Below are 12248 nucleotides of genomic sequence, written 5' to 3'. Positions count from 1 at the left end.
GGTCACCCGGAAGGACCGGCTCTCTCCGCTCCCTCAAACCCGATCCTCGAACATCCGCCGGTAGTGCCGGTACCAGTTGCTCTGGAACCGCTCTGACGGATCGTACTTCCGCTTCAGCTTTAAGAACTCCACAAATTGGGGGTAGCACGCCTCCACCTGCGTCCGCGTCGCCCACCGGTGATACGTCAGGTAATACCGCCCTCCGAATTCGATCGCCCGGTCGATCAGCCGTCGGAAATCCTTGGCAGCTTTCGCCTCTCCTTCCGCCGTGTGTTGGACGTGCAGGTTGCAGATGATGCACACCAGCCGCTCGGTCGCCCACCGCAGGAACGTCTCCCCATCCGGCTCGATCAACCGGATCGTGCCATACGTCAGGTCACACTGGTGCTCGACGAAATCCCGTCGCATCGCCGCCAGAAACGCCAGGAAGTTACGGGGCGGCACGTACAGTTCCGTGATCATGTCAGTGCTCGCCTTCGTATCCCATCCGTCCCGATACGACTGGAAGTTGCCGGAGAGCTGATGCCGGTCCGACCAGTAGATCTGCCCGTTCGTTGACCGGTAGTAGTTCGCGTATGTTTCAAATGCCTTCGTCCGGTCCGTCCGCGCGAGGCGGTACAACTCCGCCCACTTCGATTTCGGGAGCTCGATCGCGGGCGTCGCGTCGCGGTCCGTCGTGACTGGCCGGTAGCACGCGAACACCCCCTCGTGACCCTCGGCCGGCCCGCGGAAATCAGTCGCGTACTGGCAGTCGCCAAAGACGAACCCCTCGTCAATGCGTCCCTGGACACGGTCGAGCAGATCGCGGACGGGAATGACGTCAACCACGCGTTCCACCTTGAATCGTGGCGTCAGCCGCAGGGTGACAGTCGCGACGATGCCGAACAGCCCATAACCCCCGATCGCCAGCGAAAACAGCTCTGCGTTCTCGCTCCGGCTGCATGTCCGCGCCTCTCCCCCGGCATCGATGAGCACGAACGATTCAATCGTCTCGACCATCGGCGCGAACTTGAGCCCGCGACCGTGGATGTTCGACGCCAGCGAGCCACCCAGACAGACATTGTCGACACCCGATTGCTTGTCACGGATCGTCCACAACATTTCCTCGCCCGCCTGGTCACGCGTCAGCTGCTCGATGAGCGCCGGCCACTGCATCCCGGCCTCGACCTCCACCGTTCCCCTGGTTCGATCCAGCCGGACGACGCGGCACATCCCCGTCGTGTCGATCAGCGTGGCGCCCGTAAGGAACTGCTGACCTCCCATCGCATGCCGCCCGCCGCAGACAGCCAGCGCCGCGTCCTTCCGTTTGACACGCCGAATGAGACTCTGCAGTTCCGCGACCGATGTGGGCCTCTGGACATCCAGCACCCGCGTGGCGTTCAACTGTGATTGCACGTCGTTGACGTCAACTTCCGCTTCCTCGCTGCGAAGATGGCGGCCAGCCGCCACGCAACCCGCCGTTCCAACTGTCGTTTTCAGAAACGATCGTCGTGAGTACATGGAACCTCACCTCGGGACTTGCGGTCAGTTCTCGTCATCGCTCCATAGGCGGGTTCTCCGTCGGAACATCACTCGAAAAATGAACGATGGTTCCTCGACCCGTCGTCGCAGCAGGCGATCGGTCGTCCTCCTCGCTTCAGTTCCCCCCATGTTCTGTTAGCATCGGCAGCACTCGCGCAGTGCGTCGATGCACTCGCGCAGTCTCGTTCGTTCTCACTGAGCCCCGCGTTCCAAAATGCTCCAGCGATTCACGCTCTTGTGCATCTCCGGAGGCCTGGTACTGGCCACCGGATGCAACAAGCCGACCCCTGAACCCAAGGCCCCGGCGACAACGACCACGGCAGCGCCCGCACCCGCGACGACGCAGCCCCCGGCGACCCCTCCCGCGAAGCCGGACGATCCCGCAGCGATCGCAGAGCTCGAGAAGGCGAAAGTCATTCTCACCCGCAACGCGGCAGGAAACGTCGAACGGGCCGACTGCAAGGAGGCGGCCCTGAGCGATGCGCAACTCGAACTCTTCAAAGGCCTCCCCTCACTGACGTACCTCAGCCTGGAAAACAGCGAGGTCACGAACTCGGGCCTCGGAACACTGGCCGGCATCGTCCCCCAGCTCAGGGTCCTCGGCCTCCGCAAGTGTACGGCCGTCAGCGACGAGGGCCTCGGCCAGCTCAAAACACTGACCAACCTTGAGCAGCTCCTGCTGCTCTATTCCCGCATCACCGACGCGGGAATGCCATATGTCGCCGAACTGAAAGGCCTCCGGGCGCTCGACCTCCGCGGTTGCACGCAGATCACCGACGCAGGACTCGCGGAAGTTGGCAAGATCTCGACGCTGGTCGACCTCAAGCTCCGCAACTTCGAGCTTACCGATGCCGGCGTGAAGCACCTGGCAAACCTGAAGCTCCGGACCCTGGAGATCGAAGACGCCAACGCCGTCACCAGCGACGGCATGGTGCACCTCGCCGGCATGACCGATCTGACAAAGCTCAATCTCATGCGGACTCACATCGATGACAAGGGCCTCGAATCGCTGGCCGGCATGAAGAAGCTCCGCGATCTGCGCCTACGCGGAACCTCGATCGACGGCACAGGCCTGAAACACGTTCTCGGCTCGAAAGACACACTCGTCTACCTCGACGTCAGCGAGACGCCCTTCGGCTCCGATGGCATGCCGACCATCGCGGAACTCAAAAACCTCGAAACGCTCGAAATGTGGGCCGCCCTGATTCGGGACGATGACATCCCGCAGCTTCTCGGGCTGGCGAAGCTGCGAGACCTGAGCCTTGAGCAGTGCAGTCGCCTGACTTCCGAAGGCCTGGCCAAACTCGCCGCCCTGCCGTCGCTCGAATCGCTGAACATCAAGCAGACACGCATCGATAACGACGGCCTCGTCGCACTCTCCAAGGCGCCGAAGCTGAAGTCGATCGATATCAGCAACACCGAGGTGACCGACGGGGCCATCGACAAATTCAAAGAAGCCCGGCCCAACAGCACGGTCACTTATTGATCGTCGCCGCAGATTTTCCGACTCGCCGACTGCTTCGGCAAACTTGAACTCTCTCCCATTCGACCATGTCAGATATCCACGAACTCACACGCCAGCTTCAGAAGTCCAACGGTTCGAAGATCGTCATGCTCGTCGCCGACGGGCTCGGCGGCCTGCCGCTCGAACCGGGCGGGAAAACTGAACTCGAAACTGCGAAGACTCCCAACCTCGACAAGCTCGCCGCCCGCAGCTCGCTCGGCCTTTCGACGCCCGTGCTCCCCGGCATCACCCCCGGCAGCGGCCCTGGCCACCTCGGGCTCTTCGGCTACGACCCGCTCAAGTACCAGATCGGTCGCGGCGTGCTGGAGGCCCTCGGCATCGACTTTGACCTCGGCCCCAACGACGTCGCCATCCGCGGCAACTTCTGCACGCTCGATGCCGCCGGCAATATCACAGACCGCCGCGCCGGCCGCATCGATTCCGATCGGGCCGCGCCGCTCTGCGAGAAGCTCAACAAGATCAAGGTCCCCGGCGTCGAAGTCTTCGTCCGGCACGTGAAGGAATACCGCCTCGTCATCGTCCTCCGCGGTGAAGGCCTCGGCGGCAACGTCGATGACACCGACCCGCAGAAGACCGGGGTCGCGCCGCTCGACCCCGTCGGAAAGGACGCTGCGTCGAAGAAGACTGCCGAAGCCGCCAGCTCGTTCCTCAAACAGGCTCGTGAGATCCTGAAGAACGACGCACCGGCCAACTTCCTCACGCTCCGCGGCATCGACAAGAAGCCGACGATCCCCACGTTCCAGGAAGTCTACGGCACGAAGGCCGGCGCCATCGCCGTCTACCCGATGTACCGCGGCCTGGCACGCCTTGTCGCCATGGACATCCTCGACGCCGGCCAGACCCTCGCCGACCAGTGCACCCGCCTCGAGGCTGCCTGGAACGACTACGACTTCTTCTTCATGCACTTCAAGTACACCGACAAGTGCGGCGAAGATGGCGACTTCAACAAGAAGGCGAAGATGATCGAGGACCTGGATGCTGTGATCCCGCGGATCACGGCCCTCAAGCCCGACGTCCTCATCGTCACCGGCGACCACAGCACGCCCGCCAAGATGCAGGCCCATAGCTGGCACCCGGTTCCGACGCTGCTCGCGTCCGATCTCGCCCGGTTCGACAAGGCGGACAAGTTCGGCGAAGCCGCCTGCCGCACCGGCTCGCTCGGCAACTTCGAGGCGAAGCACCTCATGCTCCTCGCCCTCGCCCATGCCGGACGCCTCGAAAAGTACGGCGCCTGAACGACGTACGGCCTCTCCCCGCTCCCTTCTCCCCGACCGACGCTCGACATCCTCGAGCATCCCGCCCCGGGGAGAAGGTGGCCGAAGGCCGGATGAGGGGCCTTCGACTCCCTTCCCGAACACCCCACGACGAAGAACGATTCTGCCACTGAATCAGCCGCCCCGCGCTCGGGGGCTCTGAATCCTGATCCCTGAATCCTGAATCCTCAGGCGGAGCCGCCGAATGCAGCAGCGCATTCGACATCGTGTCGTCTTCCTCGCGTTCCTCACCTCCGTCCTCCTCTATCTCGATCGCTTCGTCCTCTCCTACACGGAGCGGCTCATCAAGCTCGACCTCGGCCTGACCGAGGACCAGATGAGTTGGGGACTTTCGGCGTTCTTCTGGTCCTACGCGCTCTTTCAGGTCCCCTCAGGCCTCCTGACCGACCGCTACGGCCCCCGGCGGATGCTCACCGTCTACATCCTCCTCTGGTCCCTCGGCACCGCCCTCATGGGCTGGATGAACGGCTTCGCCATGCTCATCGCCGTTCGCCTCGGCATCGGTCTCGCCCAGGCCGGAGCCTATCCGACGTGCGCCGCAATCGTCGGCCGCTGGGTCCCGCTGAAGAGCAGGGGAACCGCCTCCGGCCTCATTGCAGTCGGCGGCCGCATCGGCGGCGGCATCGCGCCGCTGCTGACGGCAGTCCTCGTGATGTCACTCGCAGCAAAAGACAATCCCGACTTAGACTCCAGTGACATTGTCGCACCTATTCATCTTGCGCGTCAGATCCAGTTCCGAGGACATGCCTTCGAGCCTTACCCGGGCCTGACCGACGACCAGAATGCACGCTGGAAAATTGCCAGCTCTCTCACGGAATCGTTCCGCACACCGGATTGGGATCTGATCGACGAAGCCAGTTCGAATTTCGTGACGGTGAGAGGAAGCTATAAAACCGCAATGGGGATGGCCCCCCAAGACTTCGGTGTTGCTCCCAAAGTTGGAGCGACTTCCGCGGGCTCGCTTTCCCTTCAACTGGTGACTCGTCTGAGAGACCTTTTGAATCGACGATTGAACGGAACACCAATCGCGACCGTTGAGGACCTGCAGGCGCTCCCGGTCGAACGTGAAGCGGTCGATCTCCTGGCAACGTCAACGATCTCGAATAATGCCCGCGCCAACCGGCTCATCCTCGAAGCCGCATTTCCTGGCTGCATCCGCCCGCTTTATTCCGCCGGCTGGCGGCCCGTCATGCTGGTCTACGGCCTCGCCGGAATCCTCATCGCCGCCCTCTACTGGATCGTCGTCCGCGATTCGCCAGCCCGGCATCCCCGCATCTCCCGGGAAGAACTTGCCGAAATCGAAGCCGGACGCCCGCCGCAAATGCAGGTCGACGCCTCGCAGGCGCGTCCTCCGCTCCCCCTCCAGGCGATGCTCAGAAGCACGACCCTCTGGCTCCTGAGCGGCAGCCAGTTTTTCGGCAACATCGCCTGGACATTCCTCGTCCTCCAGCTCCCTCGCTACCTCCAGGAAGCCCACCACCTCTCCTTCGCAGACCGCAGTTTCTACGCCTCCGTCCCCCTCTGGTGCGGCTGGGGAGGAATGTTCGTCGGAGGCATCGCCACCGATCGCTGCGTGAAACGTTTCGGCCTCCGCCTCGGCCGCGTCATTCCTCTCGTCGGCAGCCGCCTGCTCGGTACGGCCGCATTCCTCGGCCTCCTCCTCGAGCCCTCCCTCCCGATCGCGCTGGCGCTTCTCTCCCTCGTCGCCATCGCTGCCGATTTCGCCTCCCCTGCCACCTGGGCCTTCAATCAGGACATCGGAGGCCGCTTCATCGCCTCCACCCTCGGCTGGGGCAACATGTGGGGCAACATCGGCTCCGCCCTCTCGCCCCTCATTCTCGCCAGCGTCCTCAAGCAGTCCGGATCATGGACCGGCCCCTTCCTGGTCTGCGCCGCCACCTACGCCATCGCCGGCCTCTGCGCCCTCTTTGTCGACCCCCGCAAGTCCATCGACCCCGGGGCCTGACCTCCCTCCCCGGCGGGCCCGCCGCCTGATGCCCCGAACCCCCGCCACACGCGCGACGTCTCTCCTTCAGCCTCCCCCCGCTTTCCTCTAACATGCCCCATTCCAAACCCATTTAGCCCGGCCGCTCGCGGCCGGTTTTCGCTCGACAGGACTGATTCGCTCATGGCCGCCCCTCGCTCCGGTTTGATGGACAAGATCGTCGCCCTCTGTAAACGGCGCGGGTTCATCTTCCAGAACTCCGAGATCTACGGCGGCCTCAACGGCTTCTGGGACTACGGCCCCCTCGGCACCGAGCTCAAGCGGAACGTCCGCAACGCCTGGTACGACGACATGGTCTCCCGCCACGATCCCCTCGATGCCCCCGAAGGAGCCCCCCAGGCCTTCTCGATGGTCGGCGTCGAAACCTCCATCATCATGCACCCCCAGGTCTGGAAGTGCTCCGGACACTTCGACCTCTTCGTCGACAAAATGGTCGACTGCCGCGAAGCCAAAAAACGCTACCGCTTCGACCACATCAAAGGCCGCTGGATCGAAGGCCAGGTGAAAGATCCGGGAGCCGAAACGAAAACGAAGCGCAAGCTCTTCATCACCGCCGTCGCCGATGGCGACGAGCTCGAAGCCGCCCTCACCCAGCGGGCCCTCAAGATCTTCGAGATGCGTTCGAAAGACGCCGACAAGCTGCAGTGGCAGTCCGATCCCACCAGCTTCGTCACCATCTCGCAGAGCGACTACGTCAACGTCCTCGCCCCGGACGCCACCGCCCCCGGCACGCTCACCGAGCCCCGCGATTTCAACCTGATGTTCAAAACCATCATCGGCGCGCTCGGCACCGCCGACGACACCGCCTACCTCCGCCCCGAAACGGCCCAGGGCATCTTCGTCAACTTCAAGAACGTCTGCGATTCCACCCGCGTCAAAGTCCCCTTCGGCATCTGCCAGGTCGGCAAGTCCTTCCGCAACGAAATCACCCCGCGGAACTTCACCTTCCGCTCCCGTGAGTTCGAGCAGATGGAAATCGAGTTCTTCTGCCATCCCGCCGAATCGCAGGCCTGGTACACCTACTGGCGCAACCGCCGCTACGCCTGGTACACGAGCCTCGGCATCAAGTCCGATAAACTCATCCTCCGCGAACACGCGGCCGACGAACTCTCCCACTATTCCTGCGGCACGGCCGATATCGAATACGCCTTCCCGTTCCTCGATGAAGGCGAATACGGCGAACTCGAAGGCATCGCCCACCGCGGCGATTTCGACCTCCGCTCCCACATGGAAGGGAAGCTCAAAAACGAGAACGGCCAGCTCGTCGTCGAAAAAGACGCGGATGGCAACCCCCGCCACCGCGGCTCCGGCAAAGACCTCACCTACTTCGACGACGCCACCCGCGAACGCTTCACGCCCCACGTCGTCGAACCCTCCGCCGGAGCCGACCGCGGCACGCTCGCCTTCCTCTGCGAGGCCTACCACGAAGACGAAGCCCCCGACGACAAGGGTCAGATGCAGACCCGCGTCGTCATGAAGTTCCATCCACGCCTCGCCCCCATCAAGGTCGCCGTCTTCCCGCTCCTCAAGAAAGACGGCCACCCCGAAGCGGCAAAGGAAATCTATCGCGACCTCCGCTCGGCCGGCATCGCGACGACCTACGACGAACAGGCCGCCATCGGCAAACGCTACCGCCGCCAGGACGAAATCGGCACCCCCTGGTGCATCACCGTCGACGGCGACACGGCCAAGGACGGCACCGTCACCCTCCGCGACCGCGACTCGCTCGAACAGGTCCGCATCCCGGTGAAGGAAGTCACGCCCGAAATCCAGCGCCGCCTCCGAGGCTAAGGAAGGCTGTGCCTCGCAGTGAGCGGCAAGGCGCTAGCCGCCGGTCGAAGCTCGCCGAGCCGTCCTCGCAACCAGATCACACCCGCGGCCAGCGTCTGGCGGCTCACGGGCAGGGGAGCGCAAGTCTCGTGATGGCAGCGGGTTCGAGTCGTCTACGGCTCAGTTTTCGCCCCGTTTGAGGGGGGAGACCTGTGACGACCAGTGACGAGACCTGTGACGGCCGAAAATGGTCTGAATCATTGGGATTATGGACCTGTGACATGTGTGACATGTGTGACGAGATTTGTGGTCGTTTTTCACCCCGTTTCGGCGGGTGATCACGCATCAGTTTTGAACTGCCAAAGAGCGAACTTCCTACCCTGACGGGCGAGGTTGCGCGCGGGGCAGGAGTGAGGGGCCGAGGGCGGCAGGGGGTTGGCAGGATCCCTGTGCGGGGCGGGAGCTTGCGACGATTCTCGGCGGAGCCACGGTCGGCTCGCGAATGGATGGTTCACACGGGGCGCTCGGCAACACTCGCCACGCCCTTCACTCCTGACGTCGTTCAGAGCGTGCCACCCAGGATTTGTTATCGTGGGCGTGCCACCTGTCCCGCGAAAGTTCGCAGTGTCGGTCCGTTCCCGGCAACAACTTAGCGTTAGTCGTGTGCTCCCATGTAATCCATATGCTCCAACTCCTCGACATGCTCGACGGGGCTCGCGTCCTCCCGCGGACCCAGTGTGGCGAGTGTGTGCGGTCGCGTGATGTTCACGCCCGTGATAGGGGTCTCGTCTCAGCGATTCAGCAATGGCTAGCCTTTCACAGCTAATCGACGAAATTGCCAACACGTTCAGGGCTGTGGCAAAGGCGCAGAACCTCCCTGCGATCGCATCATCGTTTGGACTGGCGGAAGGCGGCACTGACGAGGCTTTTGCTAACAAACACTCATACATTGCGAATCGGCTCTCAGGCTGGTCCAGGGAAGCCCTCGTCCAGCTGGCAAAACGGGTGAACGAAACGTATCCGAGCGACTCTCTACAACTTCTCATTGAAGAGTCCGACCCTTCGTCGACGCTCCATTTGTCGGCGATCACAAGGCAGCACCTCTGGCGGTGCTTAGATCAGCTTCCGCCTGCGCAAGGTAAGTTGGGTATTGTCGAGTTCATGGAGAAGTTTTGGCCGATTCGTTCGATGAGCGCGAGCGGCACTGATCCTCGGTGTCTTACTGCGTATGACGAAGTCGTTCGACACATGATCAATAACGACGACTATTCGTTCGTAGACATGATTCAGTTGCTGCGATTGGAGGACATGTCAAATAAGAAGCTCGGAGAGTTATTGGAGTGGTGCGTAAACCCAATGGTTCGCGTTGACAACGCACAGCAACGGTACGTGGACGCAATTAATGCCGTCTTGAAGAATGACGGCGTAGCCCTGATCCCGTCCGAGCAAATGTCCGGTTATCCGGTATTTCGGCTTGCACCGGCGAGGGGTGGCGTCGAAGGCAGCGCCAAGAACTTGATCTTTGCCTCTGTAGGTCCGAAACCCGAGATCGTTATCTCTGACGCCATCAACAATGACATCAGGATTGTGAAGCATGAGGACAGCTGCCTGACTTACAACCGACCATTTCTGAAGGATGGGCTGAAATGGCGAGACCTCCTCGCCTGGTGGGCAGATCGAACTGGTGGAGAGCCGACTGAGGATACGGAACGACAGCTTTTTCGCCGCTTGCGGCAATCGCTCGCGTCTCCTCCTGAACGAGCCATCTTCAACTGGTATTTCAAGGTCTTTCGCCCACTGATCGGCGAGCGACTTCCTGCGCTGATTCCGCAGGTGTACTTGCACTACGACCCGTACACGATGCTTCAACTTCAGGGTGAGCGACGATTGCCGAGACAGCGGATGGACTTCCTTCTTCTTCTTTCGACCTTCGAGCGAGTCGTCATCGAAGTCGATGGCGCCCAGCACTATTCCGAGGAAGGACGTCCATCGCCGTCGAAGTATTCCGAAATGGTCGAGGCCGATCGGGAGTTACGGCTGGATGGGTACGACGTTTATCGCTTCGGCGCAACTGAACTTGATGACGCAACCGCCGAGAACGCAGTCACCCAATTCTTCACAAGGCTGTTCAAGAAGCATTCGATCAAACGGCCGAGTGTCGCGGTCTGACTGACGCTGGGAACGAATGCGTCTCGAGTGCGTTGACCAACGCGCCTCAGCGACCCGGAGTCGCAAGATGAGATGGACCATTCCCGCCACGCACCTGTGGAAACGAAGGCTCACTCTGAACCCGAAGTGACAAGTGGGCGTCTGCTTATGGTGCAAGGACAAGACAGCCAGTTCCGGGCATGCTGCCGATGAGCGCGAACATTGCCTTTCCCGACTACGACAACCCGAAGGAGGTTTATGCCGTATTCGGGTTAACGTTCTATTGGGCCCAGGTTCTAGAACAGGGAGTTCTGAACTTGGCAGTCGCTCTCCGAGTAGCGGGCAATGGTGGCTTCGACTGGCACTCCGTCGCCGAGTTTTACTCCCTCTTGGAGCGAAAGACCTTTGGGAACGTGCTCAAGTTGGCTCGCCAACTGACGGCGATTCCAAACGAGCTCGACGATGAGCTTGGTATTGCGTTGGACCGCCGCAACTACCTGGCCCACCAGTTCTTTGTGGAACGCGCCCCTGTGTTTCAGGAAAAACAGGGCCGCCGCCAGGCAGTCGATGATCTGCTAGCGGACATGCAATTGTTCAAGGACGTAGACCGGAAATTCGACCCGATTTGGCGCGAAGCCTGGAATCAGTTGGGCGTAACTGAGGAGCATTTGGAAAGGCTCCAGAAGGCACTCGACAGCTCGCCGAATGCGCTTACCGAAGAAATCACAGCCATTGCCGTCCAGATCGCCAGGCAATCTAGATCGAAGACGTGACCGGGGTACCACCCGTTCCGCCGCGCGCAACCAACCCCGTCCCTATAGGAGCCGTCAACACGCACAAACCAGTTCGAAGTCCAATGCCAAAACCAAACCGCCAATTTAGCCGCAAACAGTCCAGGAAAACTCCCAACCCCAACGCCCCCAACCTCCTGCGTCTCGACGCCTGCCAGAAGCGCAACCTTGCGTGGCTTTGGGACCAGCGGATTCCGCTCGGGAAGTGTTCGCTTCTCGTCGGCGATGCGGATGCCGGGAAGACGTTTCTGGCTCTCGACCTGGCGGCTCGCGTTTCCCGCGGGGTTGGCGTTCCGCCGGAAGCCGGGCTCGCGAGGCCGGGGCAGGTGCTATTGATGTGTGCGGACGACGATGTGGAAGACACGCTGCTTCCGCGGTTGCAGGCGGCCGAGGCGGACCTGTCGCGGATTGCGATCCTTTCGGCCAGCCCGCGGAAGGCCCGGCTGAAGTCGCAGGCTCTTCTTTCGCTTGCCAAGGACTTCGGGCAGATCGAGGCCGCTCTCGAGGAGCTGCCTGAGTGCCGGCTGATCGTCGTCGACCCGATCAATGCGTACCTCCGCGGCCTGGCCGGCAATAACGACATCGCGATCCGGCAGTTGCTTCAGAAACTGACCCGGCTGGCCCGTGAAAAGAACGCGGCGATCGTGATGACGGCCCACCAGCGGAAGCAGCTGGCGTCCACGGCCGTGCATCGCCCGGTCGGGTCGGTGGCGTTCGCGGCCGTTGCGCGGGTCGTCCTGGTGCTGGCCCACGATCCGCACGTTGCGGGGCGGAGGCTGCTGGTTCCGGCGAAGATGGCGCTGCACGCTGCTCCGACGGGGCGGGCGTTCCGGATCGTGGCGGGCCGGCTGGAGTGGGAGCCGGAGATTGTCGACTTTTCGGCCGACGATCTGAGCCTGATCATCGCGGACGACGATGAATGGAACGACGCTCGCCGCGCGGCGAAGCAGTGGCTGCTGACGCTGCTGGAAAAGAAGCCGCTGCCGGCGGAGGAGGTGAAGCGGCTGGCCGATGAGCGGCAGATGCCGTGGCGCGTGCTGTGGACGGCGAAGAAGGACTGCAAGGTGGAATCGCAGAGGAACGCGACGGACCAGCGGTTTTACTGGAAGCTGCCGGTTTACTGGATGCATGACCCGGAGAAGTTTATGCCGGTGTTTTTGTGAGGTGAGGGGGCGGACGCGCTTCCCTGGCGGGGCGCGGCTAACGGGCAGGGG

At 62.2% G+C, this 12248-nt stretch carries 8 protein-coding genes; 7 read left to right on the top strand and 1 reads right to left on the bottom strand.

Annotated features, from left to right (window positions below; genetic code table 11):
* Nucleotides 1-33 precede the first annotated feature (33 nt).
* Complete coding sequence (locus Pan44_RS18050) at nucleotides 34-1500, bottom strand: FAD-binding oxidoreductase (RefSeq protein WP_145031709.1); 1467 nt, start codon at nucleotides 1498-1500, stop codon at nucleotides 34-36.
* A gap of 235 nt (nucleotides 1501-1735) precedes the next feature.
* Between Pan44_RS18050 and Pan44_RS18045 the strand changes: the two genes are divergently transcribed.
* The 7 genes from Pan44_RS18045 (at nucleotide 1736) to Pan44_RS18015 (ending at nucleotide 12197) form a co-directional block, all read left to right on the top strand.
* Nucleotides 1736-3007: a leucine-rich repeat domain-containing protein gene (locus tag Pan44_RS18045; protein WP_145031706.1), complete on the top strand. Its 1272-nt coding sequence runs from the start codon at nucleotides 1736-1738 to the stop codon at nucleotides 3005-3007.
* A 65-nt stretch (nucleotides 3008-3072) separates the two neighbouring features.
* Nucleotides 3073-4281, top strand: coding sequence for a 2,3-bisphosphoglycerate-independent phosphoglycerate mutase (locus Pan44_RS18040; protein ID WP_145031703.1), 1209 nt, complete (start codon nucleotides 3073-3075; stop codon nucleotides 4279-4281).
* A 223-nt stretch (nucleotides 4282-4504) separates the two neighbouring features.
* A complete protein-coding gene (locus tag Pan44_RS18035) occupies nucleotides 4505-6286 on the top strand; it encodes an MFS transporter (protein ID WP_145031699.1) in 1782 nt (593 codons plus the stop codon).
* A gap of 186 nt (nucleotides 6287-6472) precedes the next feature.
* Nucleotides 6473-8116, top strand: coding sequence for a glycine--tRNA ligase (locus Pan44_RS18030; RefSeq protein WP_145035094.1), 1644 nt, complete (start codon nucleotides 6473-6475; stop codon nucleotides 8114-8116).
* A gap of 783 nt (nucleotides 8117-8899) precedes the next feature.
* Nucleotides 8900-10264: an AbiJ-related protein gene (locus tag Pan44_RS18025; protein ID WP_145031696.1), complete on the top strand. Its 1365-nt coding sequence runs from the start codon at nucleotides 8900-8902 to the stop codon at nucleotides 10262-10264.
* Nucleotides 10265-10443: 179 nt separating this feature from the next.
* Nucleotides 10444-11016 carry a hypothetical protein gene (locus Pan44_RS18020; RefSeq protein ID WP_145031693.1) on the top strand — a complete coding sequence of 191 codons (573 nt, stop codon included), beginning with the start codon at nucleotides 10444-10446 and terminating at the stop codon, nucleotides 11014-11016.
* Nucleotides 11017-11099: 83 nt separating this feature from the next.
* The gene (locus tag Pan44_RS18015) at nucleotides 11100-12197 is read left to right on the top strand and encodes an AAA family ATPase (protein ID WP_145031689.1); all 1098 of its coding nucleotides are present in this window, start codon (nucleotides 11100-11102) and stop codon (nucleotides 12195-12197) included.
* Nucleotides 12198-12248: the final 51 nt, after the last annotated feature.

The sequence above is a fragment of the Caulifigura coniformis genome (assembly GCF_007745175.1).
GTDB lineage: Bacteria > Planctomycetota > Planctomycetia > Planctomycetales > Planctomycetaceae > Caulifigura > Caulifigura coniformis.
The sequence above is the reverse complement of the archived record's forward strand: the minus strand, read 5'-3'. Positions and strand labels throughout refer to the sequence as shown.

What these genes read in the sequence shown, in the direction of transcription:
- Pan44_RS18030 (WP_145035094.1), top strand. Translation starts at nt 6,473, where the DNA reads ATGGACAAGATCGTCGCCCTCTGTAAACGGCGCGGGTTCATCTTCCAG.
- Pan44_RS18035 (WP_145031699.1), top strand. Translation starts at nt 4,505, where the DNA reads ATGCAGCAGCGCATTCGACATCGTGTCGTCTTCCTCGCGTTCCTCACC.
- Pan44_RS18050 (WP_145031709.1), bottom strand. Translation starts at nt 1,500, where the DNA reads ATGTACTCACGACGATCGTTTCTGAAAACGACAGTTGGAACGGCGGGT.
- Pan44_RS18020 (WP_145031693.1), top strand. Translation starts at nt 10,444, where the DNA reads ATGCTGCCGATGAGCGCGAACATTGCCTTTCCCGACTACGACAACCCG.
- Pan44_RS18040 (WP_145031703.1), top strand. Translation starts at nt 3,073, where the DNA reads ATGTCAGATATCCACGAACTCACACGCCAGCTTCAGAAGTCCAACGGT.
- Pan44_RS18015 (WP_145031689.1), top strand. Translation starts at nt 11,100, where the DNA reads ATGCCAAAACCAAACCGCCAATTTAGCCGCAAACAGTCCAGGAAAACT.
- Pan44_RS18045 (WP_145031706.1), top strand. Translation starts at nt 1,736, where the DNA reads ATGCTCCAGCGATTCACGCTCTTGTGCATCTCCGGAGGCCTGGTACTG.
- Pan44_RS18025 (WP_145031696.1), top strand. Translation starts at nt 8,900, where the DNA reads ATGGCTAGCCTTTCACAGCTAATCGACGAAATTGCCAACACGTTCAGG.